The organism is Nocardia sputorum, assembly GCF_027924405.1.
GTDB lineage: Bacteria > Actinomycetota > Actinomycetes > Mycobacteriales > Mycobacteriaceae > Nocardia > Nocardia sputorum.
Genome location: NZ_AP026978.1, coordinates 6,338,816 through 6,365,573 on the forward strand (window position 1 = coordinate 6,338,816; position 26,758 = coordinate 6,365,573).

Genomic DNA, 26,758 nt, shown 5'->3' on the forward strand with positions numbered 1-26,758 from the left:
CGCTCGGCTCCGGCAAACCCGAGGGCACGGTGCCTGTCCTTCGCTGGCTCATCGGCTGTTCTCCATTGGGCTGGGGTTGGGCAAGTCTGTGGCGGGCGAATTCACCGCCCGGGTGGGGGGACCGTCGTCCGGTTCGGTGGCGAGCAAGTCGCGCGCACCCATGTCGAGCAACTCGCGGGCGAGCGCGCGGCCGAGCTCCGCCGCGTCGGCCGGGGCGCCGACCACCGACGCCCGCAGCACGTCGGATCCGTCGACGGCCGCGGCGCACGCGCGCAGCGACAGCTCGTCCACGATCCGCCCCTCGTCGTCGAGCGATTCGACGACCTCGGCGAGCGCGCCGATCGGCGCGGTGCAGCCCGCTTCCAGTTCGGCCAGCAGGGACCGCTCGGCGATCACCGAGGCCCGGGTGGCCGCGTCGTCCAGGCCGGACAGGATCTCCACCAGGGCGGCGTGGTCGCTGCGGCATTCCACCGCGAGCGCGCCCTGGGCGGGAGCCGACAGCATCTGCACCGGCTCCAGCGCCTCGGTCACCGCGTCCAGCCGGTCGATGCGGGCCAGTCCGGCTCTGGCCACCACGACGGCGTCCAGTTCACCCTCGCTGACCTTGCGCAGCCGGGTGTCCAGGTTGCCGCGCAGCGGGACGACGTCCAAGCCGAGTCCGAGCGCCCGCAGCTGGGCGGCGCGCCGCGGCGCGGAAGTGCCCACCTTGGCGCCCGCGGGCAGCTCGCCGAGCACCAGCCCGTCGCGCGCGACCAGCGCGTCGCGCGGGTCCTCCCTGGGCGGGATGGCGGCGATGGTGAAGCGCGGGTCCTGCGCGGTGGGCAGATCCTTGTAGGAGTGCACGGCGATGTCGATCGCGCCCGCCGCCAGCTCGTCGCGCAGCGCGGAGGTGAACACGCCGACGCCGATCTTCTGCACCGGGTCCGACGACAGGTCACCGGCGGTCTTGATGACGACCAGCTCGGCCGGCTGCCCGGCCGCGATCAGCGCGTCGCGCACCGTGCCCGCCTGGGTGAGCGCGAGCAGGCTGCCGCGGGTGCCGATCCGCCACGGGGCGCGGGTGCCGTCCGCGGTCGTGCTGCCTTCTTGGTGGACCATGGTCATGCCGTCTGCCCCTGTTCCTCGCCGCGATGGCCTGCGGTGAAATCGTCGGCCAGCGCGATCTCCCCGTCGCTGAGCTCGGCGTGATCGCCGGCGAGCGTGGTGATCTCCATCGGCGCGGCGACCGCCTGGGCCGCACCGGGCTTCAATTCGAACAATTCGCGCAGCGCCTCGGCGTAGCTGTCGCCGCCCGGCGTGGACGCGAGCTGCTTGACCCGCACCGTCGGCGCGTGCAGCAGCTTGTCGACCACCCGGCGCACCGTGCGCGCGACCTCGTCACGCTCCGGGTCGGCGAGGCCGGGCAGCCGCGAATCCAGCCGGAGCAGTTCGGCCTCGACCACCTCGGCGGCGCGCTGGCGTAGCGCGGCCACCGTGGGGGTGACCTCGGCCATCCGCTGTCCGGCCAGATATCTGGCCAGTTCGTCGGCGACGATCGACCGGGCGGCCGCGGTGTCGTCGGCGGCGGCGCCCGCGGCCGGATCGCGCTGCAACGTCTCGATGTCGATGAGCGTGACACCGGGCAGGCCGGCCACAGCGTGCTCGACGTCGCGCGGCAATCCGAGATCGCAGAACACCAACGGCCGCTCGACCGTGGCTTCCTCGCCGCGCTCGCGGTCGGTGAGCGCGCGGTGGGTGTCGGCGAGCGTCACGACCGCGCCGACCGCACCGGTACAGGTGACCACCACGTCGGTGGCGGCCATCGCCTCGGTGAGCCGCGACAGCTCCATCGCCTCGGCCTCGACGCCGTGCGTGCGCGCGGTCTCGGCGAGTCTGCGGGCCCGCTCGATCGTGCGGTTCACCACGATGATCCGGCCGATCCCGGCGCGCGAGAGATGCGCGACCGCGAGCCCGCCCATCGCGCCCGCGCCGACCACCGCGGCGGTCCGCCCGGCCAGCGGGCCGAGCACCTGCTGCGCGCGGTCCAGCGCGACCGACACCACCGACGCGCCCGCGCGGTCGATGCCCGTCTCGGCGTGCACCCGCTTGCCGACCCGCAGCGCGTGCTGCGCCAGCTCGTGCAAGGTGCGCCCGACCGCGCTCTGCGCGTCGGCGGAGGCGTAGGCGCCGCGGATCTGGCTGAGCACCTGCTGCTCGCCGACGACCATCGAATCCAGGCCGCTGGCCACCGCGAACAGATGCTCGGCGGCGGCCTCGGAGTAGCGGACGTAGGCGTGCTTGGTCAGATCGGGCATCGGCAGGCCGGAGTGCTTGGTCAGCAGGTCGCCGATCTCGGCGAGACCGCCGTGGAAGGCGTCGACCACCGCGTAGACCTCCACCCGGTTGCAGGTGGACACGATCATCGCCTCGGACACATGGCTGGAGGCGATCAGCCGGTCGATCAGCTTCGGCCGATCGGCGTCGGTGACGGCCACCTTCTCCAGCACGGGGACCGGCGCGCTGCGGTGCGAGATGCCGACGAGGAGAACGCTCATGCTGTGTCCTTTCCGGCATGCGCGGGGCCCTGCGTGGTCACGCTCCGCTGCCGCCTCCGGGCCTGACCGCTCATGCTGTATCCGTTTCCGGCATGAGCGGGGCCCTGCGTGGTCACGCTGCGCTGCCGCCTCCGGGCCTGACCGCTCATGCTGTATCCGATTCCGGCATGAGCGGGGCCCTGCGTGGTCACGCTGCGCTGCCGCCTCCGGGCCTGACCGCTCATGCCAACACCGTCCCGGCACGAACGGAACGCTCCGCCGTGCTGTGCTGCATGATTCGCTCGCTGCGCTCACTCATGGTGTGACCACCGATCCCTTGCTGCTTGGCTCCGTTGCCGTATGCGAGGTTGTCGTATGCGGGGTTGTCGAGTGCTGGAGTGCCGGGTGCGCCTGCGCCGCGTGCGGGGTCGGCAGGCGGTGCGCGATGCGGCCGGATCCGGCGTGCGCGACCTCCGGCAGCGGGGACTGCTCGGCGTTGCGCACCCGTTCGAACGACAGCATCTGCATCTCGACGGCCAGGTCGACGCGCCGGACCTCGACGGTCGCCGGTGCGACCAGCTCGCAGGGCGCGAAGCTCAAAATCGACTGCAGACCCGACGCGACGAGCCGGTCGCACACGTCCTGGGCCGCGTCGTCGGGAACCGTGATGACCGCGATGGTCGGCTCCAGCTCGGCGACCGCCGCCGCCAGCTCGGCCACGTCGCGCACCACCAGGCCGGCGACCGGCATGCCGATCACCTCGGGGTCGCTGTCGAGAATGCCGACCACGGTGAAACCGCGCCGCTGGAACCCGCCGTAGCCGACCAGGGCCCGGCCCAGATTCCCCGCGCCGACCAGCACGACGCGGTGCCCCTGCGACAAGCCGAGCACGTCCTCGATGCGGGAGCGGAGCTTGGCCACGTCGTAGCCGACGCCGCGAACTCCGTTGGGGCCGAGGAAGGAGAGATCCTTGCGCAATTTGGCCGAATTGACACCCGCCGCGACAGCCAGTTCCTCACTCGATACGATGGCAACACCGTCGTCGGCCAACATGGCGAGGACCCGAAGATAGGTAGCCAGCCGCGCGACGGTGGCCTGCGGGATGTCCTTCTGCAGAGCCCTGCCGGAGACGCCGCTCGGCGCCTCATGCTGCTCTGTCACGTCGTCGGCTCCTCGTCCCGGGCCTCGGGCTCCGGTTCGTCGCTCGACCCGCTGCCCCGGGGACGGTCCGGTGCCAGGGTGTCGAAGTTTCGGATTTCGGGGCGGCTCCGCAGCCTCGGCATGCGGGTCGCGTGCCACCACCGTAACTGCTTGTGAAGCCCTGCACAAAGTCGGTGAAATTGGCCTCATTTTCCGCCGCGACCAGCACAGCGGCCGAATCGGACGGAAAACGGCGCGCTCAGCGCTTCAGGTCCGCCCGCAATCGGGTCTCGTCGACATCGAAATAGCTGTGTTCGCGGCCGTCGAGCAGGACGACGGGAAGCCGGTCGCCGTACTCCGCCCGCAGGCCAGGGTCGGTAACGGCGGCTTCGTCGACGTCGACGGTGCCCGGTTCGATACCGAATTCGGCGCAGATCACGCGCAGCTGTTCCAGTGCTGTCGCACACAGTCCACAGCCCGCGCGAGTCAGCAATGTCACCGAATGTGTGGGATTGGTCATGACCGGAATTTAATCCGCGGCCCGCGCGCCGGGCGGCCCGGTACGCGCCACGCGAATGTGTCGCGCGCCGCCTTCTGCCGTGACTGTCGGCTCATCCGGCTACTGTTGACATGGTTCGCGCGACGGGCGGAGGTACTGGTGCCGGAACGATCGAAGGTGGCGAGGGCCGGATTCATCGCGGGACGATTCGGTGAGTTTCCGGCGCGGTGGAACCTGAGCCAGATGGGCCAGGGGTTGCAGGACCAGCTCGCCCGCATCTCGCGCAGCCCTTTCGGCCCGAGTGAAGAGGAATTGCGGGCCAATCTGGCCGGTGAGGCGAGCGCCGATGCGGCGCTGACGCTGCACGACGCCGAACTCGCCGCGGGTGAGTTGGAAGCCGTCGGCCCGGAGGCCCCGCGCGATCTCACCGCGGCCGCGTTCTTCGACGTAGACAACACCATGGTGCAGGGCGCGTCGATCGTACATTTCGCTCGCGGTCTGGCGGCGCGCAAGTACTTCAAGACCTCCGATCTGGTGGACGTCGCCTGGAAGCAGGTGAAATTCCGGGTCACCGGCAAGGAGAGCAGCACCGATATGGCCAGCGGCAAGGAGAAGGCGCTGGCGTTCATCGCCGGGCGCTCGACCGCCGAGCTGGCCGAGCTGGGCGAGGAGATCTACGACGAGATCATCGCCGACAAGATCTGGCCCGGAACGCGCGCGCTCGCCCAGATGCACTTGGACGCGGGCCAGCAGGTGTGGCTGGTGACCGCGACCCCGGTGGAGCTGGCGCAGGTGATCGCGAAGCGGCTCGGGCTCACCGGAGCGCTGGGCACCGTGGCCGAGAGCGTGGACGGGAAGTTCACCGGGCGACTGGTCGGCGACATCCTGCACGGCCTCGGCAAGGCGCACGCCGTGCGCACGCTGGCGATTCGCGAGGGCCTGAACCTCAAGCGGTGCACCGCCTACTCCGACAGCCACAACGACGTGCCGATGCTCTCACTGGTCGGCACGGCCGTGGCGATCAACCCCGACTCGGATCTCCGCGAGGTCGCCAAGAACCGCGGCTGGGAGATCCGCGACTTCCGGACCGGCCGCAAGGCCGCCAAGATCGGCGTGCCCACCGCGCTGGCTTTGGGCGCGGCAGGCGGCGCGGTCGCCGCGGCAGTTACACGCCGTCGTGATGATCATTGATGGACCACCAGAGCGGAACGACGAACATCATCCGTGCGGCACGCCCCTTTACGGCCGGGCGCACTCCGATGCTGGAATGCCGAACGCGCCCAGCGCACTGCAACCACCGGTTTCGAGCGAAGCGAGATCGAGCATCCGCCGTTCGCGCGGAGGCGCGGCCGATTAACCAGTGAAGACGTTGCGGCGCTTGGTGAGCAGCTTGTAGAGCGTCTGCTGGATGGTCTCGCGGACCTGGTCGGTGACCTCGAACATGGTCATCGGGTCGTCGGCGGCTTCCGGCTCGTAGGGCGTGGTCGGGATGGGGGTGCCGAACTCGATGTACCACTTGGACGGCAGCGGCACCGCGCCGAGCAGGCCCAGATGCGGGAACAGCGGCGTCACCGGGAAATACGGCAGGCCGAGCAGCCGGGCCAGCGGCTTCAGATCGGCCAGCTTGGGGTAGATCTCCTCGGAGCCGACGATGGAGCACGGGATGATCGGCACGCCGGTGCGCACCGCCGCGGCCACGAAGCCACCCCGCCCGAAGCGTTGCAGCTTGTAGCGATCGGTGTACTGCTTGCCGACGCCCTTGAACCCTTCCGGGAACACCCCGGTCAGCTCGCCGGAGCGCAGCAGCCGTTCGGCGTCCTCCCGGCAGGCCAGTGTGTGGCCCGCCCGGCGGGCCAGCACCCCGAGCACCGGCGTCTCGAAGATCAGGTCGGCCGCGAGCAAGCGCAACGCGCGCTGCTTCGGGTGCCGGTCGTGCACGGCGAGCTGTAGCATCAGCCCGTCCAGCGGCACGGTGCCCGCGTGATTGGCCACGATCAGCGCGCCGCCCGCCTCCGGGAGGTTGTCCATCCCGCTGACCTCCACCCGGAACCACAGGTCCGACAGCGGCCGCAGGGCGGGCAGGATGACCGACTCGAGCAGATGCTCGTCGAAACCGAACTCGTCGACCTGGTAGTCGCCGGTCAGCCTGCGGCGCGCGAAATCCGCGGTCTTCGTGATCTGCTTGCCGAGCGCGCCGCGCAGCATTCCCGACAGCGACTGCGGCGCGGCGGGCGTCACCGCCGCGCGGCGCTCGACCAGCGAGGTCACCGGACTCGGCGCGGCCAGGCGTCGTGGCGCAGGCCGCTGGCGCGCCTCGATCTGGAGGTCGTGGAGTCGGATGACTTTCGCTACGTCATTCATTGGTGTGCTCCCGTACCGGCCCCGAGCAGGCCGAGCAGTTTGTGTTCTGCGGCGTCGATCCAGGCTGGATCGACCACGGGCCGCAACGCTGCGCCCCCGATGAAGTCGTCGAACGCCTGCACTGTCGTCCAGCGCGGCACGAACCCGAGTTCGGTGCGCATGCGCGTGGTGTCCAGGCCACAACCGAAGTGGAAATAGTCGAGCTGTTCGGCGGAGAACTCCCGCATCACCGGGCCCATGAGCAGGCGGCCCGCGGTGCGGAACACCGTGAAGGGAATGGGCAGTTCGATCCGGCCTGCCCGCCGGACCGCCTGGGACAGTGACAGCGCGCCGTCGCCCGCGATGTTGTACGTACCCCCCACCGTACGCCGCGCCGCGTGCGTCAGCGCGGCCACGGCGTCCTCCTCGTGCAGCAACTGCATCCTGGCGTCCCGGCCGAATACGGTGGGCGTCACCGGCGAACGCAGATATTGCACGCCGCGAGCGGCCAACCGCGGGCCGACGATGGGTGCGAACCGCAGAATGGACGCGGCGATATCGGGACGTCGCCGGGCGAGCCCGCGAACGTAACCCTCTATATCGATCATGTCGCGAGCAAACCCGCCGCGCGGCGGTGTGCGCGCGCTCATTTCCTCGCTGAATTTCGCGGGATCCTTCGCACTGCACCCGTACACCGCCGACGAGGAGCGCAGTACCACCCGGCGCACCGAAGACACCTTCTGACACACCGCGAACAGCTGCATCGCGCCGAGGACGTTGTGATCCTTCATCACCGCGCGACCGCCGCCCGCGGGCGGGCGGGTCAGCAGGGCGGTGTGCACCACGGTGTCCACCTCGGCACCATCGATCACCTTACGGATCAACGGATTTCGAATGTCCGCTCGCACGAATTCGGCGCGGCCCATGCGCCGCTGCAGCTCTCGGCTGGGCGTCATGGTGTCGACGGCGAGAATGCGCTCGATCCCGGGATCCTGGGCGAGCCGGGCGACGACCGTGCCACCGAAGAAGCGGCCGGCCCCGGTGACCAGCACGACCTTCGGCGCGTTTCCTTCCCGACCCGCAGAACCCACCGGCACCCGCTTTCCCTTGCCAGCCGCCCTTGTGATTATTCCCAGTGCCTAGCGTAGCGGCTGCCTACCCGCTCACCGAGAGTATTAACCAGGATCTAACGATGACTTCAGTCACGTGATACAAATGAGGATTTCAAAATTTCAAATTTCAAACAAAAGAGCCCGTCACCTATTGGTGACGGGCTCCTGCGGCTACCACGCAGCGATGCCTTACTTGCCGAGTTTGCGCCGCTGCACACGCGTACGGCGAAGCAGCTTGCGGTGCTTCTTCTTCGACATGCGCTTGCGGCGCTTCTTGATCACAGAACCCATAGGGTTGTCCTCGCGTTCTCTCTACTCGGCGCGCACGCTGCCCGTGCGCGATTGCCGGACGCCCGTCCGCCGAGTCCCCGGCCGACGGGCCGGGGTCACTCGGCAAGCTCACGCCCCGTGTCCGCGCCGCCGGATACCACGGGGCAACGAACAGCGATGCCACCGGCGGGCGAACACGAACCGAGGAGCTATCGTACCGGCCCGCCCCGGTGGTCTCGAAACCGCCTCATCCGGCGTCGAAATAGGACGTTTCCAGATAGTCGTGCACCGCCTTGGCGTGCACTCGGAACGATCGGCCGACGCGCACGGCGGGCAACTCGCCCGAGTGCACCAGCCGGTAGACCGTCATCTTGGACACCCGCATCAGATTCGCCACTTCGGCGACGGTGAGAAACTGGGTGCCGCCGCCGAGCACGGATTGCCCCTGTGTCGCGGCCTCACGCTGTGTACGGGAATTCCCCCGACCGCCCGCGGGACCGGAGCCGCCGGACCCTCCGGAATTCGCAGACATCTTGTTCGCAGACATCATTGCACCATTGACCTCCGGCACGTCCGCGCCGCCGGCTTCCCCACCGGCGGAACAGACACGCACGTGCTCCTTGAAGCTTAGCGGGACCAGTGGTGTTACTGCGACGGGAGTGAGAAATCGGGTTTTCCGATTTTAAACAGACCGGTCACTCCGCTGACGCGCCCTGTTCCAGCGACCTTTCCTTGGCCGCCACGAGGGCTTCGTAGAACGCCGAGCGTAGTCCTCCGCGCTCGAGCTCGCGGATCGCGGCCGCGGTGGTGCCCGCCGGTGAGGTCACCGCGGCGCGCAGTTCCGCGGCGGTCTGCGTAGAACTGTCGAGCAGGGCGGCCGAGCCGACCATGGTCTGCACGACGAGCTGGGTGGCCACGTCCCTGGTCAGCCCGAGCCCGACGCCCGCCTCCACCATGGCCTCCACGACCAGGAAGAAATAGGCGGGCCCCGATCCGGACACCGCGGTGACCGCGTCCATCTGGCTCTCCGCCACGGTGACCACCTTGCCGACCGCGCCGAGCACCTCGCTCACCAGTTCCAGATGCTGCTCGCGCGCGTAGCGGCCCGGCGCGATGACGCTCATGCCCTGCCCCACCAGCATCGGCGTATTCGGCATCACCCGCACCACCGGGAACCCGGCGGGCATCTTGCCCTCCAGCCGGCCGGTCGGCACACCGGCCGCCAGCGAGACCAGCACTTGATCGCGGTCGCTGCCGATCTCCGCCTTGCCCAGCGGCGCGAGAACCGCGTCGACGTCGTTCGGTTTCACCGCGATCACCAGCAGATCCGCGCCGATCGCGGCATCCGCCAAATCGTCGGTGACCCGGATGCCGAAGCGTTCGGCGAGCTGATGGGCGCGTTCCCGATGGGTCTCCACGACGACCAGGTCCTTGGTCAGCCGCCCGGACTCCAGCAACCCGGCGACCAACGCCTCCCCGATGCGCCCGCCACCGATCACCGCAATTCTCGTCATGGGCCTCAAGGCTAGACGGCGCGCGCCGAAGCTCAGCGCTGGGGAACGAGCGCCAGCTGACGACTCTGCGCGACGACCGCGCCGGTGGAGTCGAGCACCAGCTGGTCCTCGTCGAACATGCGCCCGCCCACCTCGTGCGTGGTGGCGATGATCCGCAGCCAGCCCGACGCGGGCCTGCGGCGCAGGTAGGTGGTCATCTGCACGGTGGGGGCCCAGCCGAAGTGGCCCAGGTTCACCGGCACCGGCGGGCTCATGTCGGCACACATCATGGCGAAGTACATCGCGACGTCGGGGTCCTGTTCGTCGCCCGGTCGCGGGCGGATCCACATCCGCAGACGCGGTTCGCCCTTTTCTCCGTCGAGGAAGCGGGCCCACTCGCGATCGAGGTAGATCTCGGCGCCTTGGCCGACGTGCACGATGTCGCCCATCTGGGAACCGGGCTCGTAGCCGATGGCGTCGGCGGGCGGCTGCACGGGCATGTCGGAGTGCTGCGGCGCGTAGCTCGGTTCCGCGTCGTCGAGACGGCTGAAGGTCAGCGCCGTGCGCACCAGGACGCGGCCGTCCTGGATCAGGTCGGTGTCGGCCAGGCAGATCTGGCGACCGATCTTGCGGACGCGCACCTCGTACTCGACCTCGCCGGGGTCCGGGGCGCCGAGGAAATCGGAACTCGCGGCGATCGGCGCCATGCCGACCAGCGCCGGATCTGAGGCGCGCAGCCAATTCGTGGCCGCCGCGGCGCTGCCCGCGACCATCGTCCCGCCGTGCACCTTCGGGCCGATGGTCCAGATGTCGTCGATGACACCCAGATAGCGGCCGGTCTCCGCGGTGGCGGGCGGCGCCTCGCGCACCGCGCACACCCGGCTGAACGGTGCGTCGGTCGTGGCCGCCGGGCCGAATTCGGCCGTCAGCTCCATCGTCATCCTCACTCCTGTCCGTCGACCTCCACCCGATGGCGCCGTTGGCGGGTGCGGCCCGCATCGTCGCCGGAGGGTTCGTACAGCGTACAACGCGTCCCGTCCCGAACCGCATCGCCGCATGGCGCAGAAGCGATGAGCGTCACATCGGGCGGTCGGGCGACCTCCGGCTCGCACCGGCCGGGGTGGGCGCGGCGGCCACGACCAAGTGCTTGCGGGCGAAGGCCAGCGTGCGGTGCAGCATCTCGGCCCGCTCCTTGGTGGTGCGCGCGTTCTGCGTGTTGATCTCGGCGACGACTTGGCCGCTGAAGCCGGTACGGACCAGATTCGCGCACACCTCGACGCACGGCTGGGTGCCCTCGCCAGGAACGAGATGCTCGTCGTGCGCGGCGCCCCGGCCGTCGGCCAAGTGCAGATGGGCCAGTCCCGAGCCCATGCGCGCAGCCAGCGCCAGGGGATCGGCTCCGGCGGTGGCGGTGTGCGACAGGTCCAAGGTGTAGTGGCGGAAGCCGGTGTCGGTCGGGTCGTAGGAGGGGCTGAAGGCGGTGACCGCCGGGCCGGGACCGCCACGGCGCTCCAACCGTTTCACCGCGCCTTCGCGCCGGCCGAACAGCGTGTCGGCCCGCATCGGGAACATGTTCTCCACGGCCACGATCACCGGGCTGTTCTCCTCCAGCTCGGCCACCTGCGCGGCGAACCCCGCCGCGTAGCGGCGCTGCCAGCGGAACGGTGGATGCACGACCACCGTGCTCGCGCCCAGCGCCTCGGCGGTGTGCACACTGCGCTCCAGCTTGGCCACCGGGTCCGACCCCCACACGCGCTGCGAGATCAACAGGCACGGCGCGTGCAACGCGAGCACTGGAACGTCGTATTTGCGCGCGTAGGCCTGCACGGTGGCGATGCTCTGGCTGGCGGGCTCGGCCCACACCATCAGCTCGACGCCGTCGTAGCCCAGCTCGGCGGCGTACCGGAACGCGGCCTCCGTATTCTGCGGGTACACCGAGGCGGTCGAGAGCCCCACCCGGATCGGACGCGGCCGGGCCGCACTCTCGTCTTCTCCCGGCGGCCCGGCGTCCGTACGCGTCCCCGCCCCGGTCTCGTTCGCTTGTCCGATATTCGCCACGACTGCTCCCTGCTCAGTTCGTGCTGAGAAGAAAGGCCAGTGGCCCCAGCGTCACGAAGATGCCCACGACGACGGCGATCACAGTGCTGAGGATGTCGTCGGTCCTGCGCAGAATCCGCACGAGGGCCACCAGGCCGAGAATCACGATCATCGCCAGCGCGAGCGCCACCCAGGGAAGCATCTCCCACATGCGCTCGAAGCCCTTGAACAGCAGCATGCCCGCGACGGCGGCGCCGGTGCTCTGGCCGCCGAGGATCATCCATTGGCGCCGGTTGTCGTCGTCCTCCGTCTTCTTGGCCGTCCGGGACCGGCGCGACGCGGCCCGGGTGGCGGCGCGGGGTTCGCCGGGGAGATCGTCCTCGTCGTCCTCGTCCAGCTCGATCGGCTCGTAGACGTCGGTGACGCCGTCCATTTCCGCGACGTCGACGGCGGCGCGCCCACCGCGCCCGCGCCGTTGCGCCGCCCCGCGCTCGGCCCGGTCGACGCCATCGCGCAGCAGGTCGCCCGCGACCGTCTGGCCGGAGAGCAGCTGCTGGTCCTGGCTGGCCAGCGACCACGCGGCGGTCGAAAGGCCGCCGGATTCCGGCGCGGGATCGGGCTGTGGCTTGTGCCGCCGGGCCGACCAGGCCGGGAGACCGTTCTCGCCGACGCCCTCGCGACGGGCCGATCTGCGATGCCCGTCCGGCTGCGGCTCGGGAGGAGCGGGTCTGCTCGGCTTCGGTCTCGGATCGGGCGGCGGCGGGAGCGGCAGCGGTTCCGACTCGGGGGCGAATCCGCCGGTGGACGGTGACCACGCCGCGGTGGACGGGCCGAGATCCTCGGCCGCTTCCGCCGCCTCCGCCGCTCTGCGCCTGGCCGCGCGACCGCCCCTGGCGCCATTGCGCTCGGGAAGGGCTGAGCGGCCGAACGCGGGCTCGTCGAGTTCGACGTGGCTGTTGCGCCCCGGTTCGCCGATACCGCGATCGGGCAGCGCTCCCCCGCCGAACGGCTCGGGCGAGACATCGTGCCAGGAGCGGACCTCGGTGGCCTGCTCGTCGGGTTCCTCCCGCCTGCGCCTGCGCCCCGAACGCGGCGGCGTCTCGGGCAGCGGGTCGGGGACGTACGGAACGGGGGCGGCCGAGAACAGCTCGGACACCGGGGTATCGGGCGACAGCGGGTCGAACGACGAGCCGTGCCGCGCGGAAGGCATCTCCCGCCCTGGCATGACCCGGCTGGATCTACCGGGCGGCGGATCGGACTGCGGCGGGTCGGGCTGCGCGTAACCGGCCAGCGGGTCGTACATCGAGATCGGGCCCGACATGGGTGAATACGACGACAGGTCGGGCTGCGGCTCGGGCGAGTAGGACACCGGCTCCGGCGCGGGCGGATCGAACGAGGGCGGCGCGTAGGCCTGCTCGTCCGCGCCGGCATCGGGCGCCGCGTGCGCGGAGTGACCGCCGCCTTCCCGGATGACCGGCAGGTCGCCGGTGAGTTCGGCGACGGAGATGCCGCGCCCACTGCGGCGGCGCCTGCCACCGCCGGACGAGGCGCCGCTCTGCTGGCCGTTGCGCGCCAGCAGTTCCGCGACCGACAACTGTTTGGAGTCCTCACTCATGACGACACCGTCCCGATCGAGCCCGGCGCCGGGGCGCCGCTGCCGGACGCCGGCCGACCGTCTCCGGTCGCCGAGCCCGCTGAGTACGTTGCTTCGGGTCCACCATTCATATCGGTATCCAGTTTGCGCAGGATGAGCCCTTCACGCAGCGCCCACGGACAAATCTCCAAGGAATCCAGCGAAAGTGCCCGCATACTCGCCTCCGCGACCAACGCACCGGCCACCAATTGCTGTGACCGATCGGAACTTACGCCTTCCAATTCTGCACGGTCCGCCGCGGTCATCCGCGAGATGAACGCAATCAGTTGGCGCAGGCCCGAGCTCGTGAGTGTACGACGCACCCGCGGGCCCGCCGCCGAGGGCGCCGCTCCGGTCAGGCGGGCCAGGGACCGGAACGTCTTCGACGTGCCGACCGCGAGATCGGGCTTACCCGGCTCGAGCAGCTTCTTCGCCGGTACCACCAGCTCGGCGTCGAGCCAGTCGCGCAGCACCGCCACCCGGCGCTTGCCGGGCGGATCCTCGCGCAGCCATTCCCTGGTCAACCGGCCGGCGCCGAGCTGTAAAGAGAGCGCGACATCGGGTTCCTCGTCGCCGCCGTTGGTCATTTCCAGCGAGCCGCCGCCGATGTCCAGGTTGAGGATGCGCCCGGCGCTCCAGCCGTACCAGCGGCGTACCGCGAGAAAGGTCAGCCGCGCCTCGTCGACGCCGGTCAGCACCCGCAGATCGACGCCGGTCTCCGCGCGCACGCGGCCGAGGACCTCGTCGGAATTGGCCGCTTCCCGCAGCGCGGAGGTGGCGAACGGCATCAGTTCGACGCATCTGGAGGTCTCGGCGATGCTGGCGAATTCGGCCACGGTGTCGATCAGCCGCCGCGCGCCCGCCTCGGTGATGCACCCGGCGTCGTCGATGTTCTCCGCCAGCCGCAAGGTGGCTTTCGTCGAGCTCATCGGCAGGGGGTGACCGCCACGGTGCGCGTCCACCACGAGCAGGTGAACGGTATTGCTTCCGACATCGAGTACCCCAAGCCGCACATGAACACGGTACTGGGTGATGCGGCACTTCAACCCAGGCGACCGAACTGTTAGCGTCCTATTTCGTGACGGTAGGCGCATCCCCGAGCAGCCCGACCCGGCCCCGACCAGCGGGGAAGATCGACCCAGCCCCCGAAGTCGACCCCGACTTTCCCCGTGAGTGGATCGAGTTCGTAGACCCGGCAAACGACGAGCACGTGATCGTCGCCGACCTGACCTGGCTGCTGTCGAGGTGGACGTGCGTCTTCGGCACCCCGGCTTGTCAGGGGATCCTGTCCGACCGGCCGGACGACGGCTGCTGCTCGCACGGCGCGTTCCTCTCCGACGAGGACGACCGGAAGAGGCTGGCTCGCGCCGTGAAGATGCTCACACCCCAGGACTGGCAACTGCGGGACGAGGCGACCAACCCGCAGGGCAAGATCACCAAGGGCGGCTATCTGGAACTCGACGAACTGGACGACGAGCCCGCCCTGCGCACCCGGCGGTTCGAGGGCGCGTGCATCTTCCTCAACCGTCCCGGCTTCGCCGGCGGGGTCGGCTGCGCCCTGCACACCATGGCGCTGCGGCGCGGCATCGAGCCGCTGGAGGTCAAGCCGGACGTGTGCTGGCAGCTGCCGATCCGCCGCACCCAGGACTGGGTGGACCGGCCCGACGGCGTGCAGATCCTGCGCACGGTGATCACGGAGTACGACCGCCGTGGTTGGGGGCCGGGCGGAGCCGATCTGGACTGGTACTGCTCGGGTTCGCCCGACGCCCATGTCGGCAGCAAGCCGGTGTGGCAGTCCTACGCTCCCGAGCTGACCGAACTGATCGGCGCGCCCGCGTACGCCGAGCTGGCCCGGCACTGCAAGCGCCGCGAGGGCTTGGGCTTGATCGCCGTCCACCCGGCGACGGTGCACGCCGATCGCATGCGCGATTCGGCGGATCCGTTCGCCTGAGCGTTTGCCGATCGAGCGCTCGGTTGGGAGCCGTGGGCGGTCCGGTTCGGCGGGTGGTTCACCCCGTCGCCATGCGAGCTTTACCCGGATCGGGTTTGATGTGCCGTTATGTCCAAGAAAGTTCTCACCGTGGCGACCATCGCCCTGGGCGCCGCCCTCTCGCTGACCGGAGTAGCCCACGCCGAGCCGAACGGCGATCCGCACAAGTTCTACGACTTCACCACGGAGTTCGTGGCGGCCACCGACCCGGCGGCGGTCAACGCCAAGGCCGCGGGCAAGCTCCTGATCGCGAGCCCGTACGGCACCTCGCACACCATCGCCTGCCGTGGCACCAACACCGCGGACCTCTACGACTGCATGCAGGAAGACGATCTGGGCTGGATCACTCTGCAGAAGACCGAGACCCCGCTGGGCACCACCTGGATCTACTTGCCGTAGCCGCCTCTCCGCGTCTTCAGGCCGTACTGGTCGGGAGCGCGAAATTTGCGTTCAGGTCCTGCGTTGGATGCCCACGCGCGTTCTGGGCGTCCCCGGCGAGTTACCCATGTGCTCACGAAATCAGTTGTTGCGTTTCGTGAGCACATGGGGCGTCGGCGTGGATCGAGGCCGGAACTGACCTCGCTTCGGGGGTCTACGCTTCGAGTTTGTAACCGAGGCCGCGCACGGTGACCAGGTGTTCCGGCTTGGCCGGATCCGCCTCGATCTTCGAGCGCAACCGCTTGACGTGCACGTCCAGGGTCTTGGTGTCACCGACGTAGTCGGCGCCCCACACGCGGTCGATCAGCTGGCCGCGGGTGAGCACCCGTCCGGAATTGCGCAGCAGGTATTCGAGCAGATCGAACTCCTTGAGCGGCAGCGTGACCGGCTTGCCGTTCACCATCACGGTGTGCCGGTCGACGTCCATCCGGACCGGACCGGCTTCCAGCACGCCGCTCTCGTTGGAGCCCTCCAGCTCGTCGCCCGCGCCGCGGCGCAGCACGGCGCGGATGCGCGCGATGAGTTCACGCGCGGAATACGGCTTGGTCACGTAGTCGTCGGCGCCCAGTTCCAGGCCGACCACCTTGTCGATCTCGCTGTCGCGCGCGGTGACCATGATCACCGGGACGCCGCTGCGGGTGCGCAACTGCTTGCACACGTCGGTGCCGCTCATGCCGGGCAGCATGAGGTCGAGTAGGACGATGTCCGCACCGGACCGGTCGAACTCGGCGAGCGCGGATGGCCCGTCACCCACCACGGTGACCTCGAAACCCTCCTTGCGCAGCAGGAACGCGAGCGGATCGGCCAGCGACTCCTCATCCTCGACGATCAGAACACTCGTCATCTGCGTGCCTCCACACCATTCGGTCGGCCCGGCCCGGTGGGACGCGGGCTTGTTTCTTTCGTGCCCACCACGGCGCCGTCGTGGTCGTCGTCGGCGCCTGCTTCGTGGTGGGCGGGTATGCGCAAGGTGAACGTCGATCCGGTGCCCAACTTGCTCCACAGGGTGATTTCCCCGTTGTGGTTGGCGGCCACGTGTTTGACGATAGCCAGGCCGAGACCGGTGCCGCCGGTGGCGCGGGAACGCGCCTTGTCGGACCGGAAGAAGCGCTCGAACACCCGCTCCTGGTCTTCCTTGGCGATGCCGATGCCGCGGTCGGTGACCGCCATCGCCACGTGATCGCCGCGCAGCGAGCGGCTCACCGAGACATGGGAGCCGGCCGGTGAGTAGGCGATCGCGTTCTCCACCAGGTTGGACAGGGCGGTGACCAGCAGTGTTTCGTCGCCGAGCACCTCGAGGCCGCTCGGGCGGTCGGTGCTGACGGTGATCCCGGCGGCTTCGGCGGCGGTGCGGGAACGATCCACGGCCTGCATCACCACGGTGTCCACGTCCACCACCTCGAGTTCGGGCAGTTTCTCCGCGCCTTGCAGGCGAGAGAGCGCTATGAGTTCGGTCACCATCTTGCCGAGGCGACGCGATTCGCCGAGCACACGCTGACCGAAGTGTCGCACGGCCTCCGGGTCTTCGGCGGATTCCAGGAGAGCTTCGGCGAGCAGGCTCATCGCGCCGACCGGGGTCTTGAGCTCGTGACTGACGTTCGCGACGAAGTCGCGACGGGTGGCCTCCATGCGGGCCTGCTCGGAATCATCGTCGGCGAACAGCACGGTGAAGGTGGTCTCCTCGCGCGACAGCTGCCGGGCGACGCCGCGCACCGCGATGCGGCCGCGGCCGGGGACCGGATTCTTCGCGGTCAGGTCGAACTCGGCGGATTCGCCGGTGGCCAGCACCTTCTCCACCGCGGCCCAGGCGCGCTCGTCGAGCAGGCGATTGCGGACCAGCCCGAGTTCCTCCGCACGCGGATTGACCAGAACCACGTCGCGGTACTCGTCGACGACGGCGATCCCGCTCTCGGAGGCGAGCACGATCAGGTCGAGGACCTGGGACATGGTGAGACCGGACTCGGCCTGCCTGCGCGCGGCCTGCCTGGCATTCACATACGGGATCAATAGCCCGCCGACTGCCAGGCCGACGACAGCCGCCAAGATGGCCAGCAGCACGGCCTGGGGAACACTCACACTTGAATCGTACGGTCGCCGACCGGTCGGCCAACGCGGGGTACACGAAGTTTCGCGCAGGTCATGGCCCCTTCCGGCCCCGTTAGCCGCATGTTTACGCACTGTTCGACGTTGCGTACCCGCAGCGTATTCACCGACCGGTCAGTCCGCTTGGTTGTCGGCTCCGGCGAGCGCCTCGTTCACCGCGCGGCCGTGTTTGTCCACCCAGTCGCCGAGGGCGTAGATCGGCACGAGCAGATCCGCGCCCGCGGCCGTCAGCTCGTACTCGACGCGCGGCGGCGCCTCGGCGTAGCGGCGGCGGCGCACCAGCGTCATCCGTTCCATCCGGCGCAGCGTCTGCGTCAGCATCTTCTGGCTGATCCCGCCGATGGCCGTGCGCAGCTCACCGGGACGCATGGGGCCATCGCGCAGCAGGTAGACGATCACCGGCAACCAGGAGTTGCCGAAGATGTCCACCCCCATCCGGGCCGGGCAGTCGGATTCGAAGTCGCCGTAGGGCGCGAATTCCACCCGTTCGGCGGTGACCGGTTCGATCGGTACTGCGCTCACGGTTCCAGCTTGCCAGCGCCGTTGCGCACCCCGGAGTGCGTATCGGGGTTCCTAGCCTCGTCGGCGGAAACCTTTCGAGTGAGGAGTTCGGATGCGAATCGGAATCATCGGCGCGGGCGCGATGGCGCGGGCGCTCGGCGGCGGCTGGCGCGCGGCGGGTCACGAGGTGCTGGTCGGCGCCCGGAACGCCGAGGCCGCGGCGGAACTGGCGGCCGCGATCGGCGCGCGGGCCGGAACGATCGGCGACGCCGCGGTTTTCGGGGATGTGGTGCTGCTCGCGTTGCCGGTGCCCGCGTTGCCGGAAGTGCTGCGCGCCGTCGGAGAGCTGCTGACCGGCCGCACGGTGATCGACTGCACGAATGCCTTCGCCCCGGACGCCGCCGCGCCCGAGGGGGCCACCGCGTTCGTCCTCGCGGAGGACGCTGTCGCCGAACGGATCACGGCGCAGGCGCCAGGGGCGAAGGTGGTGAAAGCGTTCAACCTCTGTGCCGCCGAGGTGTGGCAGGCGACCGCGCGGGTCTTCGACGAGCGTCGCTTGGCGGTGCCGCTCTGCGGCGACGACGCGGCCGCGGTGCGAGCGGTCGCGACGCTGGCCGAAGACCTCGGCACACAACCTTTTCCGGCGGGCGGGCTGCACCGGGCCCGGTACCTGGAGGCGACGTCGGTGTTCGCCGTCGGTCTCTGGTTCGCCGGGCACGACGTCCGCGCGATGTTCCCGCCCTTGGCGGCCGCGTTCGCCGTCGCGGACTGACCGCGGGCCGCTCAGGCCGGATCGGCCGCGTCGAGGCCCGCGAGCTTGCGCTCCAGCACCACCCGCTCGCGCTGGTTGCCGCACAGCCCGAGGGCGCGCTCCAGTTCGGTGCGCGCCTCCTGCGTGCGTCCCAGCCGGACGAGCAGTTCCCCGCGAACGCTCGGCAGCAGGTGTGACCGCGCGAGCGCCTCGGTGGCCGCAAGCTCGTCCACGATCGGCAGCGCCGCGGCCGGTCCCTGCGCCATAGCGACCGCCACCGCCCGGTTGAGGTCGACCACCGGCGACGGCGCGAGCCGGCCGAGCGCCTCGTAGACGAGCACGATGCGCTCCCAGTTCGTCTCCTCGACCGACGGGGCGACGGCATGGCATTCGGCGATCGCCGCCTGCAGGCCGTAGGCGCCCAGCCCCCGGCCGGCCTGCTCGGCGCGGGCCAGGGCGGCTCGGCCCCGGCCGATCGCCGCCCGGTCCCAGCGGCGGCGGTCCTGGTCTTCCAGCAGCACCGGCTCGCCGTCCGGCCCGGTACGGGCGGGGAAACGCGCCGCGGTCAGCTCGAGCAGCGCCAGCAGGCCGTGCACCTCGGGCTCGTCCGGCATCAGCCGGGCCAGCACCCGGGCCAGGCGTAGCGCCCCGCTCGCGAGGTCGAGCCGGATCAGATCCGCACCGGAGCTGGCCGAGGACCCCTCGGTGAAGATCAGGTAGACGACACTGAGCACCGAGCCGAGGCGCTCGGCCCGTTCGTCGGCCGCGGGCACGGCGAACGGCACCCGGGCCGCCGCGAGGGTCTTCTTGGCGCGCGTGATCCGCGCCTGCACGGTGGCGGCCGGAACGAGGAACGCCTTGGCGATCTCGTCGCTGGTCAGACCGCCGACCACCCGCAAGGTGAGCGCCACCCGCGCCTCCCGCGACAGCACGGGATGGCAGGAGACGAACATCAGGGCGAGCAGGTCGTCATCGATCCGGTCCGGATCCCAGAGCACATCGTGGGCGTCCCGGACGGGATCGGCCGGTGGGCCACCCGAGACGGCGCCGCCTTCGCCCAGGTCCCGGGCGAAGGCGGCGTACCTCTCGTCGAGGGCGGAGCGCCGGCGGAACGCGTCGATCGCGCGACGGCGGCCGACGGTGAGCAACCACCCGGCGGGATTGCGCGGCACCCCCTCCCTCGGCCAGGTCACCAGCGCTTCGGCCAGCGCCTCCTGCGCCAGGTCTTCGGCCAGCGCGAAGTCGCCGGTGTAGCGGGCGAGCGCGCCGACGATCCGGGCCGACTCGATCCGCCAGACGGCGGCGACGGCCGCACGGCCGGTGTGGTCACCCATCGCCCCTCGATCCGTTCAGAGCTGACCGGTGGCCTCGCGCCACGCCCGCTCCTTCTGGATCCACACGTTGTCCTGCGGGAACTCGTCGATCGTGGGAACCCGGCGGATCTCGGTCTTGAAGCCGGGGCCGGTGACCGGCATCCGCTTGGCCCACTCGATCGCCTCCTCCTTCGACGCCACGTTGAGGAGGTAGAACCCGCCGAACAACTCCTTCGTCTCGCCGTACGGGCCGTCGGTGACGACGGGGGTCTCGGCGGAGTAGTCGACGACCACACCCTCGGCGGCATCCTCCAACCCCTCCGCCGCGAGCAGCACGCCCGCCCGGATCAGCTCGTCGTTGAATTTGCCCATGGTGTCGATCATCTGGTTGAAGTCGGTGTTCACCATGCTGGCGTAGGCCTCGTCGGTGGCGCGCATGATCAGCATGAATTTCATCGTTGTCTCCCTGGCTGTCCGGGTCCCTTACTGGACCCTCTCACCCATAGGTCGAACGGAAGATCCAGACGATCGACACACGCGCGGAAATTTTTTTCCGGCCTGTTCCACAGACCCGGTCGGAGCGTGCACCCTCACCCATACCCCGCGGCGTCAACCTTGATGCGCGAGGGAGCACGCCCCGGTCTACCAGCCCGGATTCCCCCGGACCGGGATGTTGACGAAGCTCGGACGAGCGGGATCCAGTTCCAGATGCTGGGGCCGCAGGCCGGTGTCGATCAGCATCGGCAGAATCGGCAGGCCCTTGGGGAAGTTGCCCGCGTACACGTCGACGCGCAGGCGATGGCCCGGCTGCAGGAGCGCCTCGGTGGCGGGCAGCGCGATGTCCAGCGTGGTCACTTCGCCCGGGACCGTCGGCTGCCGCTGCTCGAGCGAGGTGTACGGCCGCGGGTCGGTGTAGTCGCCGTTGGCCGACTTGCTGCTGTTCGCCTCGTCGATCGCGCGCAGCGAGGCCATGAGCTGCCCCGACGACAGCACGCTGGACTGCCCGTCCGGCGCGACGTCGTTCACGGTGACCACCCAGTAGCCGTCGGCCGCGTCCTGGACGGTGTTGAGCCGCACCGCGATCCGCCCGGAGATCGAGGTCGGCTCGGCGACCGGGGCGCTGGTGAAGGTCAGCCCGTTGAGTTCCTCGACCCTGGAGTCCTTGGCGCAACCGTCGATGACCGACAGCACACCGGCGGTGCCCTGGGCCGCGTCGTTGGAGCACAAGCTGGTCAGGCCGGGTGCGACCGTCAGGCGGGCGGGCTCGCCGCTGCCCTCGGGGCTGAGCGAACCGTCGTAGACGCTGGCGGCGGTGCCGCTGGGCGCGGCAGACAGATACATCCTGCGGTGCACCGCCTGTGCCGGATCCGCCGTAGCGGTCGGCGCGGCGAACGAATCGGTGGTGATCCAGCCGCCGCCCTGCTGGCGCAAGGTGATCGGGCCGTATTGGTCGATGCCGTTGTCGACATCCTTGAGCCACTTGTCGAACCACGCGCGCTGCAGCACGTCCAGCCGCGGCGGCAGGCCCGGCTTGCCGTACTCGTTGCCCGAGTTGAGGTGGTAGGTGTTGCCCATCAGCAACTGCTTCTGGCCCGGCGGCAGCGGAATCTCGTTGTAGATCTTGGATTCCGAGTAGGTGAACAGGTCGTGCCAGCCGCCGGTGACGAAGGTCGGCGTCCGGATGCCGCCCGGATCACCGAGCCAGTCCTGCCGCGGCCCGGAGCCGTCGGTCAGCAATTCCTTGGCGCGCGGGTCGAGATCCTCCAGACGCGCGGTGGTGTAGACGTTCAGCAGGACGTCCATGAACGTCAACGGGTCGCGGGCGCGGTCGGCCAGCCACGTGGTGTCCAGTTGACCGTTGAGCACCGAGGCCAGGTCCGGGATCAGCTTGAGGCCGTTGATCGCGGTCAGCCACAGCGGAATGAAGTTGAAGCCGAAGCCGCCGCCCGGCGCCAGCACGTCGTTGACCAGGTCGCTGCCCGGCACCACGGGGAAGATCGCCTGCAAGGCGGGCGGCCGCTGCTCGGCGGCCTGCACCTGGTTGATCCCGGAGTAGGAGATGCCGTTCATGCCGACGCGCCCGTTGGACCACGGCTGCCGGGAGGCCCAGTCGATCACCTCGACCGTGTCCTGCTGTTCGCGCCCGCGCAGCATGTCCCAGACACCCTGGGAGAACCCGGTACCGCGCACGTCGACGACCACCTGGGTGTAACCGCTCTTGATCAGCTGCCGGTCGACGGTGAAGTTGCGCAATTCGCCACCGCCGAACGCCTTCGTCAGATCGGTGACGCCGGACAGCGGAGTGCCGCTCATGTCGATCTGCCGGAAGAACTCGATCAGCGCGTCGGACAGGCCGGGTATCGACTGCGCGTGATCGGCCAGGTTCGAGACCAGCTTGGTGTACGGCGTGAGGTTGACGATCGTCGGCGTGGGCGCGTCGACCGGGCGGCCGGAGGCGTCGGCGGGGCGGTAGACATTGCCCTTCAGGACGGTCCCGTCACTCATCGTGATGGGAACGTCCCACTGGATGTGGATGTTGGGGTACTGCTGAGGGCCGTCCTGGGTCGCCGCCCAGGCCGCTCCCGCGGCGCCGCCGTCCGGACCGGTAGGCGGCGCGACGGCATCGGCGCCGCCGGCGAGGAAGGGAACGAGCATCGTGACGGCAACTGCCGCCACCGTGGCCCGCAACGCGTGCTTCATCGGACGTGATCCACCTCTCGGCTGGTCGAACGACCAGAGTGTACCTATCTACTTGCCGGTAAAAACAGTGGGTAACTTAATCCGGCGCAGCCGCGTCGCAGGTCGATGTCAGCGCACCGGCGTGTCGCCCGGCAACGCTGTCGCCCGCGGGAAAAACGACAACGCGCCGCCACCCCGGCGGGGCGACGGCGCGTCGCAGGTTCGCGCTGTGCGGGCTATTTGCCGCCCTGCCCGGCGACAGCGGCGGCTCCCGCGGCGGCCGCCTCGGGATCCAGGTACTCGTGCGGGCGCACCGGGCGGAGGTTCTCGTCCAGCTCGTAGCGCAGCGGGATGCCGGTGGGGATGTTCAGGCCCGCGATGTCGTCGTCGGAGATCCGATCGAGGTGCTTGACCAGCGCGCGCAGCGAGTTGCCGTGCGCGGCGACCAGCACGGTCTTGCCGGACAGCAGGTCCTTGGAGATGGTCGACTCCCAGTAGGGCACCATCCGGTTGACCACGTCCAGCAGGCATTCGGTCTTCGGGACGTCGATGCCCGCGTAGCGCGGGTCGCCTTCCTGGCTGTACTCGTTGGCCGGGTCGATCGGCGGCGGCGGGGTGTCGTAGCTGCGGCGCCACAGCATGAACTGCTCGTCGCCGTACTTCTCCCGGATCTGCGCCTTGTTCTTGCCCTGCAGCTCGCCGTAGTGCCGCTCGTTGAGCCGCCAGTCCCGGATCACCGGGATCCAGTGCCGGTCGGCGGCGTCCAGCGCGATGTTCGCGGTGGAGATCGCGCGGCGCAGCAGCGAGGTGTAGACGACATCCGGCAGGATGCCGTGCTCGGCCAGCAGTTCCCCGGCGCGCTTGCCCTCGGCGATGCCCTTGTCGGTCAGATGCACGTCCACCCAGCCGGTGAACAGGTTCATGGCATTCCATTCGCTCTCGCCGTGGCGCAGCAGCACGAGGGTGTACGTCATGCGGTCATCCTCCCATGCGCGCTCGACCCGGTCGCATCGGTTCCCGCCACGCCGCCCCGGCCCGCGCGGGAAAGCGCGAAGTCAGACCGGTTCCTCGACGGCGAGCACCCCCGCGCCCGCCAAGGTGGCGCCGTGGGTGATCTCGGAGAGTTCCACTCGCAGCCCGCGCAGGAACTTCAGCCCGGCGTGCGCGTCCAGCGCGGCGCGCAGCGGATCCCACAGCGGCGCACCGGATTGCGCGAATCCGCCGCCGATCACCACCCGGTCGACGTCCAGCAGGGCCGCGGCCGACGCGATGGCCGTGCCGAGCGCGGTGCCCGCCCGGCGCAGCGCGGCGACGGCGAGTTCGTCGCCCGCGTGCGCGTCCGCGGCCAGTTGCGCGCCCGTCGCGCCGGACCAGCCCTGCTCGCGCGCCCAGCGCACCGACGACATGCCGCTCGCGACCGCTTCGACGCAGCCGCGGCCACCGCAGCCGCAGGGTGTGTTCCAGCCGGGCACGACGATGTGGCCCACGTGCCCGGCGTTACCGGTGCGCCCCAGCAGTACCTTCCCGTCCGCGACGATCCCGCCGCCGATCCCCGACGACACCGTCATGGCCAGCGCGTCCGGCACCCCGCGCAGCGCGCCGAGGCGATGTTCGGCCAGCGCCAGACAGGCGCCGTCGATGGCGAAACGAATCGCGGCGGCGGGGAACAGCTCCTGCACGGCGGCGACCACCGGAAAGCCCGCTTTCCACTCGGGAATGTTCAACGGACCCGTGACACCGGTCCGCACGTCCACCGGTCCGGCCGCACCGATCCCCACCGCACCGACGGGTTCCCCACCGGCCACCGCCAGGAGCAGCTCGCGGCAGGTTTCCCACACGCCGGCGTCCGGCACGTCCACCCGGCGCACGTCGCGCACCTCGGGGCCGGGGCCGACCACCCCGGCCGCGAACTTCGTCGCGCCGATGTCCAGAGCGAGAATCGCCAACGCCGTGTCCCTTCGCCGATCCGAGCCGCCTGCGATTGTCACCCGGCGGGCCGGGTCCGGCGACCGGCTACGGCTTGTCGGCGGAGTCGACCAAGTGCTCGAAAGCGCGCAGGTTCTGCAGCGACTCGCCGCGCGAGACGCGCCACTTCCATTCCCGCCGAATGGATTCCGCGAAGCCGAGTTCCAGCAGCACGTTGAAGTCGGCGTCCACGGCCTCGAGAATCTGCCCGAACACCCGGTCCAGTTCGTCGGCGGTGACGGCGTGCGCGGACATGCGGCCCACCAGATAGATGTCCCCGACCCGGTCGAGGGTGTAGGCGACGGCGTAGAGCCTGCGGTTGCGGCGCAGCAGGAATTTGTAGACGCCCTCGAAGTTCTCGTCCGGCTTGCGGCAGACGAACGCCTCGAACCGCAGGCCGTGCTTGCCCACCGTGACCATCACCGTGGTCTTCAGCTTGCGCTCGCCGGGCAGGACGACGACGAACGTCTCCTCCCCCGGGCGGGTGTACTCGATCTCTCTGTCGCGCAGCGTCTCGTCGATGAGCTGCGCGGTCACCTGTATCTCGTTCACCGGCGTACTCCCATCCGGCGCCGCCACAGCGCCCGCGATCTGGACTGGCTGGTCTCACCGAGCAGGGCGGCCGTCCGCTCACCGGCCGGGCCGGTGGCGACCCGGTCGTAAGCATCGTCCCGCACCACGCTGTGTGCGAGGACGCCGAGCCCCGTCCGCTCGTCCCGGAAACCGGCAAGAGCCGCGGCGTAGCTGGCGAGCAGCCCGTCGGCGGTGTGCGCCCAGGAGAAATTGGCCGCGTGCGTGACGGCCTGCTCGCTCATCCGATGCAGCCGATCGGGGTCGTCCAGCAGGTGGCGCAGCGCGTTCGCCCAATCCGTGGTGCGATGTCCCGGGACCAGCAGGCCGGACACTTCATGCCGCACGGCCGTGCCCAGGCCGCCCACATCGGCGGCCAGCACCGGAGTACCGCTGGCCTGCGCTTCGATCGCGACCAAACCGAAGGACTCGTTGTAACTCGGCACCGCCACCAGGTCGGCCGCGCGATAGATCTGCACCAGCCGCTGCGGCGGCTGCGGGGGCAGGAAGCTGACCCGATCGGCGATGCCCAGTTCGGCGGCCAGATCGATCAGCGCGTGGGGCCGCTCCAGTCCGCTGCCGGACGGACCGCCCACGATCAGCACGCGCAGTTTGCGATCCGGGTCGGCCCGCAGCACCTCGGCCGCGGCGCGCACCAGCACATCGGGCGCCTTCAGCGGCTGGATCCGGCCGACGAACGCGACGATCCGCTCGTCGGCGGCCAGTCCGAGTTCGGCGCGGGCGGCGGCCTTGTCACCGGGGCGATAGCGGGTCAGGTCGGCGCCGGGCGGGACGACGTCGATGCGCTCGGGATCGGCGCCGTACAGCTCGACGAGCTGACGGGCCTCTTCGGCGGTATTGGCGACCAGCCGGTCGGATTCGGCGATCACCTGTTTCTCACCGATCTCGCGGGTCGCCGGTTCGGGACAGTCGCCTTCGGCCAGCGCGGCGTTCTTCACCGCCGCCAGCGTGTGCGCGGTGTGCACCAGCGGCACCCGCCAGCGGTCCCTGGTCAGCCAACCGACCTGGCCGGACAGCCAGTAGTGCGAGTGCACCAGGTCGTAGTGACCGGGCAGGTGCCTGGCTTCCTGGCGCAGCACCTCCGCGGTGAAGGGGCACAGCTGGGTGGGTAGATCGTGCTTGTCCAGCCCCTCGAACGGGCCCGCCACCACGTTGCGCACCAGCACGCCGGGCGCGGCCTCCTGGACGGGCGGGACGTTGGAGGCCGTGGCCCGGGTGAAGATCTCCACCTCGGTGCCGCGCCGGGCCAGCTCGACGGCCGTCTGCAGAACGTAGACGTTCATGCCGCCCGCATCGCCGGTACCCGGCTGAGCGAGTGGTGAGGTGTGCACCGATAACACGGCGATACGGTTCGGCCGTAGGCCCGGGCGCTGGCTCACACTATCCATAG

Annotated in this window: 27 protein-coding genes; 4 read left to right on the forward strand and 23 right to left on the reverse strand. The window is 70.0% G+C overall.

Features of this window, described 5'->3' with window-relative positions; translation table 11 throughout:
* Window positions 1-48: 48 nt before the first annotated feature.
* The 4 genes from hemC to QMG86_RS28465 form a co-directional block, all read right to left on the reverse strand.
* Entirely contained in the window at window positions 49-1,104 is a 1,056-nt protein-coding gene (gene hemC / locus QMG86_RS28450; protein WP_281875793.1) for a hydroxymethylbilane synthase, read from the reverse strand.
* Window positions 1,101-2,534 (reverse strand): glutamyl-tRNA reductase, encoded by a 1,434-nt coding sequence (locus tag QMG86_RS28455; protein WP_281875795.1) that lies wholly within the window; start codon window positions 2,532-2,534, stop codon window positions 1,101-1,103. The genes hemC and QMG86_RS28455 overlap by 4 nt, the downstream gene beginning before the upstream one ends.
* Window positions 2,535-2,828: 294 nt before the next feature.
* Complete coding sequence (locus QMG86_RS28460) at window positions 2,829-3,674, reverse strand: redox-sensing transcriptional repressor Rex (protein ID WP_281875796.1); 846 nt, start codon at window positions 3,672-3,674, stop codon at window positions 2,829-2,831.
* 238 nt (window positions 3,675-3,912) lie between these two features.
* A complete protein-coding gene (locus QMG86_RS28465; RefSeq protein ID WP_159841608.1) occupies window positions 3,913-4,173 on the reverse strand; it encodes a glutaredoxin family protein in 261 nt (86 codons plus the stop codon).
* Window positions 4,174-4,395: 222 nt separating this feature from the next.
* Here QMG86_RS28465 and QMG86_RS28470 point away from each other — a divergent pair, with 222 nt between their 5' ends.
* On the forward strand, window positions 4,396-5,343 hold the full coding sequence (locus QMG86_RS28470) for an HAD family hydrolase (RefSeq protein WP_281881171.1): 948 nt from the start codon (window positions 4,396-4,398) through the stop codon (window positions 5,341-5,343).
* 162 nt (window positions 5,344-5,505) lie between these two features.
* Here the strand turns inward: QMG86_RS28470 and QMG86_RS28475 are convergent, their stop codons facing one another.
* The 9 genes from QMG86_RS28475 to QMG86_RS28515 all read right to left on the reverse strand — a co-directional run bounded on the left by QMG86_RS28475 (window position 5,506) and on the right by QMG86_RS28515 (window position 14,050).
* Window positions 5,506-6,513 (reverse strand): lysophospholipid acyltransferase family protein, encoded by a 1,008-nt coding sequence (locus QMG86_RS28475; protein WP_281875798.1) that lies wholly within the window; start codon window positions 6,511-6,513, stop codon window positions 5,506-5,508.
* Complete coding sequence (locus QMG86_RS28480; RefSeq protein ID WP_281875800.1) at window positions 6,510-7,583, reverse strand: NAD-dependent epimerase/dehydratase family protein; 1,074 nt, start codon at window positions 7,581-7,583, stop codon at window positions 6,510-6,512. Before QMG86_RS28480 ends, QMG86_RS28475 begins: the two co-directional genes overlap by 4 nt.
* A 210-nt stretch (window positions 7,584-7,793) precedes the next feature.
* Complete coding sequence (locus tag QMG86_RS28485) at window positions 7,794-7,895, reverse strand: 30S ribosomal protein bS22 (RefSeq protein WP_003402602.1); 102 nt, start codon at window positions 7,893-7,895, stop codon at window positions 7,794-7,796.
* Window positions 7,896-8,121: 226 nt separating this feature from the next.
* Window positions 8,122-8,406: a helix-turn-helix domain-containing protein gene (locus tag QMG86_RS28490; protein ID WP_281875803.1), complete on the reverse strand. Its 285-nt coding sequence runs from the start codon at window positions 8,404-8,406 to the stop codon at window positions 8,122-8,124.
* Window positions 8,407-8,569: 163 nt separating this feature from the next.
* Window positions 8,570-9,388, reverse strand: coding sequence for a pyrroline-5-carboxylate reductase (gene proC, locus QMG86_RS28495; RefSeq protein ID WP_281875805.1), 819 nt, complete (start codon window positions 9,386-9,388; stop codon window positions 8,570-8,572).
* A 32-nt stretch (window positions 9,389-9,420) separates the two neighbouring features.
* Window positions 9,421-10,308: a thioesterase family protein gene (locus tag QMG86_RS28500; protein ID WP_281875806.1), complete on the reverse strand. Its 888-nt coding sequence runs from the start codon at window positions 10,306-10,308 to the stop codon at window positions 9,421-9,423.
* A 136-nt stretch (window positions 10,309-10,444) separates the two neighbouring features.
* Window positions 10,445-11,323, reverse strand: coding sequence for a sugar phosphate isomerase/epimerase family protein (locus tag QMG86_RS28505; RefSeq protein WP_350356419.1), 879 nt, complete (start codon window positions 11,321-11,323; stop codon window positions 10,445-10,447).
* 115 nt (window positions 11,324-11,438) lie between these two features.
* Window positions 11,439-13,019 carry an Rv0497 family membrane protein gene (locus QMG86_RS28510; protein WP_281875808.1) on the reverse strand — a complete coding sequence of 527 codons (1,581 nt, stop codon included), beginning with the start codon at window positions 13,017-13,019 and terminating at the stop codon, window positions 11,439-11,441.
* Window positions 13,016-14,050: a Ppx/GppA family phosphatase gene (locus QMG86_RS28515; RefSeq protein ID WP_281875810.1), complete on the reverse strand. Its 1,035-nt coding sequence runs from the start codon at window positions 14,048-14,050 to the stop codon at window positions 13,016-13,018. The genes QMG86_RS28510 and QMG86_RS28515 overlap by 4 nt, the downstream gene beginning before the upstream one ends.
* Before the next feature lie 65 nt (window positions 14,051-14,115).
* On the opposite strand from QMG86_RS28515, the gene QMG86_RS28520 reads away from it, so the two are divergent.
* Window positions 14,116-14,988 (forward strand): DUF3109 family protein, encoded by an 873-nt coding sequence (locus QMG86_RS28520; RefSeq protein WP_281875812.1) that lies wholly within the window; start codon window positions 14,116-14,118, stop codon window positions 14,986-14,988.
* A 108-nt stretch (window positions 14,989-15,096) separates the two neighbouring features.
* The gene (locus QMG86_RS28525; RefSeq protein WP_281875814.1) at window positions 15,097-15,426 is read left to right on the forward strand and encodes a hypothetical protein; all 330 of its coding nucleotides are present in this window, start codon (window positions 15,097-15,099) and stop codon (window positions 15,424-15,426) included.
* A gap of 193 nt (window positions 15,427-15,619) precedes the next feature.
* On the opposite strand, the gene QMG86_RS28530 is transcribed toward QMG86_RS28525, so the two are convergent.
* From QMG86_RS28530 to QMG86_RS28540, 3 genes are all read right to left on the reverse strand, one after another.
* Window positions 15,620-16,309, reverse strand: coding sequence for a response regulator transcription factor (locus tag QMG86_RS28530; protein WP_039802162.1), 690 nt, complete (start codon window positions 16,307-16,309; stop codon window positions 15,620-15,622).
* Entirely contained in the window at window positions 16,306-17,541 is a 1,236-nt protein-coding gene (locus QMG86_RS28535) for a sensor histidine kinase (RefSeq protein ID WP_281875816.1), read from the reverse strand. Before QMG86_RS28535 ends, QMG86_RS28530 begins: the two co-directional genes overlap by 4 nt.
* Before the next feature lie 141 nt (window positions 17,542-17,682).
* Window positions 17,683-18,090 carry a winged helix-turn-helix transcriptional regulator gene (locus QMG86_RS28540; protein WP_281875817.1) on the reverse strand — a complete coding sequence of 136 codons (408 nt, stop codon included), beginning with the start codon at window positions 18,088-18,090 and terminating at the stop codon, window positions 17,683-17,685.
* Window positions 18,091-18,181: 91 nt separating this feature from the next.
* Between QMG86_RS28540 and QMG86_RS28545 the strand changes: the two genes are divergently transcribed.
* The gene (locus QMG86_RS28545) at window positions 18,182-18,841 is read left to right on the forward strand and encodes an NADPH-dependent F420 reductase (protein ID WP_281875818.1); all 660 of its coding nucleotides are present in this window, start codon (window positions 18,182-18,184) and stop codon (window positions 18,839-18,841) included.
* A gap of 11 nt (window positions 18,842-18,852) precedes the next feature.
* Here the strand turns inward: QMG86_RS28545 and QMG86_RS28550 are convergent, their stop codons facing one another.
* The 7 genes from QMG86_RS28550 to mshA all read right to left on the reverse strand — a co-directional run bounded on the left by QMG86_RS28550 (window position 18,853) and on the right by mshA (window position 26,756).
* On the reverse strand, window positions 18,853-20,154 hold the full coding sequence (locus tag QMG86_RS28550) for an RNA polymerase sigma factor (protein ID WP_281875819.1): 1,302 nt from the start codon (window positions 20,152-20,154) through the stop codon (window positions 18,853-18,855).
* A 15-nt stretch (window positions 20,155-20,169) separates the two neighbouring features.
* Window positions 20,170-20,589 (reverse strand): YciI family protein, encoded by a 420-nt coding sequence (locus QMG86_RS28555; protein ID WP_281875820.1) that lies wholly within the window; start codon window positions 20,587-20,589, stop codon window positions 20,170-20,172.
* 186 nt (window positions 20,590-20,775) lie between these two features.
* Entirely contained in the window at window positions 20,776-22,833 is a 2,058-nt protein-coding gene (locus QMG86_RS28560; RefSeq protein ID WP_281875821.1) for a CocE/NonD family hydrolase, read from the reverse strand.
* Window positions 22,834-23,048: 215 nt separating this feature from the next.
* On the reverse strand, window positions 23,049-23,786 hold the full coding sequence (locus tag QMG86_RS28565; RefSeq protein ID WP_281875822.1) for a phosphoglyceromutase: 738 nt from the start codon (window positions 23,784-23,786) through the stop codon (window positions 23,049-23,051).
* 81 nt (window positions 23,787-23,867) lie between these two features.
* Entirely contained in the window at window positions 23,868-24,758 is an 891-nt protein-coding gene (locus tag QMG86_RS28570) for an ROK family protein (protein WP_281875823.1), read from the reverse strand.
* A gap of 67 nt (window positions 24,759-24,825) precedes the next feature.
* Complete coding sequence (locus QMG86_RS28575; protein WP_281881173.1) at window positions 24,826-25,320, reverse strand: type III secretion system chaperone family protein; 495 nt, start codon at window positions 25,318-25,320, stop codon at window positions 24,826-24,828.
* Between the two features lie 5 nt (window positions 25,321-25,325).
* Window positions 25,326-26,756 (reverse strand): D-inositol-3-phosphate glycosyltransferase, encoded by a 1,431-nt coding sequence (gene mshA / locus QMG86_RS28580; protein ID WP_281875825.1) that lies wholly within the window; start codon window positions 26,754-26,756, stop codon window positions 25,326-25,328.
* Window positions 26,757-26,758: the final 2 nt, after the last annotated feature.

What these genes read in the sequence shown, in the direction of transcription:
- hemC (WP_281875793.1), bottom strand. Translation starts at nt 1,104, where the DNA reads ATGACCATGGTCCACCAAGAAGGCAGCACGACCGCGGACGGCACCCGC.
- QMG86_RS28455 (WP_281875795.1), bottom strand. Translation starts at nt 2,534, where the DNA reads ATGAGCGTTCTCCTCGTCGGCATCTCGCACCGCAGCGCGCCGGTCCCC.
- QMG86_RS28465 (WP_159841608.1), bottom strand. Translation starts at nt 4,173, where the DNA reads ATGACCAATCCCACACATTCGGTGACATTGCTGACTCGCGCGGGCTGT.
- QMG86_RS28470 (WP_281881171.1), top strand. Translation starts at nt 4,396, where the DNA reads ATGGGCCAGGGGTTGCAGGACCAGCTCGCCCGCATCTCGCGCAGCCCT.
- QMG86_RS28475 (WP_281875798.1), bottom strand. Translation starts at nt 6,513, where the DNA reads ATGAATGACGTAGCGAAAGTCATCCGACTCCACGACCTCCAGATCGAG.
- QMG86_RS28485 (WP_003402602.1), bottom strand. Translation starts at nt 7,895, where the DNA reads ATGGGTTCTGTGATCAAGAAGCGCCGCAAGCGCATGTCGAAGAAGAAG.
- QMG86_RS28490 (WP_281875803.1), bottom strand. Translation starts at nt 8,406, where the DNA reads ATGTCTGCGAATTCCGGAGGGTCCGGCGGCTCCGGTCCCGCGGGCGGT.
- proC (WP_281875805.1), bottom strand. Translation starts at nt 9,388, where the DNA reads ATGACGAGAATTGCGGTGATCGGTGGCGGGCGCATCGGGGAGGCGTTG.
- QMG86_RS28500 (WP_281875806.1), bottom strand. Translation starts at nt 10,308, where the DNA reads ATGACGATGGAGCTGACGGCCGAATTCGGCCCGGCGGCCACGACCGAC.
- QMG86_RS28510 (WP_281875808.1), bottom strand. Translation starts at nt 13,019, where the DNA reads ATGAGTGAGGACTCCAAACAGTTGTCGGTCGCGGAACTGCTGGCGCGC.
- QMG86_RS28525 (WP_281875814.1), top strand. Translation starts at nt 15,097, where the DNA reads ATGTCCAAGAAAGTTCTCACCGTGGCGACCATCGCCCTGGGCGCCGCC.
- QMG86_RS28530 (WP_039802162.1), bottom strand. Translation starts at nt 16,309, where the DNA reads ATGACGAGTGTTCTGATCGTCGAGGATGAGGAGTCGCTGGCCGATCCG.
- QMG86_RS28545 (WP_281875818.1), top strand. Translation starts at nt 18,182, where the DNA reads ATGCGAATCGGAATCATCGGCGCGGGCGCGATGGCGCGGGCGCTCGGC.
- QMG86_RS28550 (WP_281875819.1), bottom strand. Translation starts at nt 20,154, where the DNA reads ATGGGTGACCACACCGGCCGTGCGGCCGTCGCCGCCGTCTGGCGGATC.
- QMG86_RS28555 (WP_281875820.1), bottom strand. Translation starts at nt 20,589, where the DNA reads ATGAAATTCATGCTGATCATGCGCGCCACCGACGAGGCCTACGCCAGC.
- QMG86_RS28560 (WP_281875821.1), bottom strand. Translation starts at nt 22,833, where the DNA reads ATGAAGCACGCGTTGCGGGCCACGGTGGCGGCAGTTGCCGTCACGATG.
- QMG86_RS28565 (WP_281875822.1), bottom strand. Translation starts at nt 23,786, where the DNA reads ATGACGTACACCCTCGTGCTGCTGCGCCACGGCGAGAGCGAATGGAAT.
- mshA (WP_281875825.1), bottom strand. Translation starts at nt 26,756, where the DNA reads ATGGATAGTGTGAGCCAGCGCCCGGGCCTACGGCCGAACCGTATCGCC.